The 404-nt window shown below is 48.8% G+C and carries 1 rRNA gene; it reads left to right on the top strand.

The annotated features are described in order from the left end of the window. Positions 1-147: 147 nt before the first annotated feature. Positions 148-404: ribosomal RNA gene (locus tag AC6LJY_RS27980) — 16S ribosomal RNA — on the top strand; the annotation flags it as partial.

The raw sequence follows: 404 nt of genomic DNA, 5'->3' as shown, positions 1-404 counted from the left end.
TTCACAAGCACAATGAAATCAAGTGCTCACTAGAAGTGAAGTACCTTAGACGTCAAGTTTAAGAACATACCTCACTTCCTTTGAGTAGCGACGTATGACCTGGTTCGGATTTATTCGGACCAAGAATACGAAACAAATACAGAGATTAAACTGAAGAGTTTGATCCTGGCTCAGATTGAACGCTAGCGGGATGCCTTACACATGCAAGTCGAACGGCAGCACGGACTTCGGTCTGGTGGCGAGTGGCGAACGGGTGAGTAATGTATCGGAACGTGCCTAGTAGCGGGGGATAACTACGCGAAAGCGTAGCTAATACCGCATACGCCCTACGGGGGAAAGCAGGGGATCGCAAGACCTTGCACTATTAGAGCGGCCGATATCGGATTAGCTAGTTGGTGGGGTAA

The organism is Achromobacter sp. RT286_PF, assembly GCF_059760425.1.
This window is presented reverse-complemented; position numbering and strand designations above follow the sequence as displayed.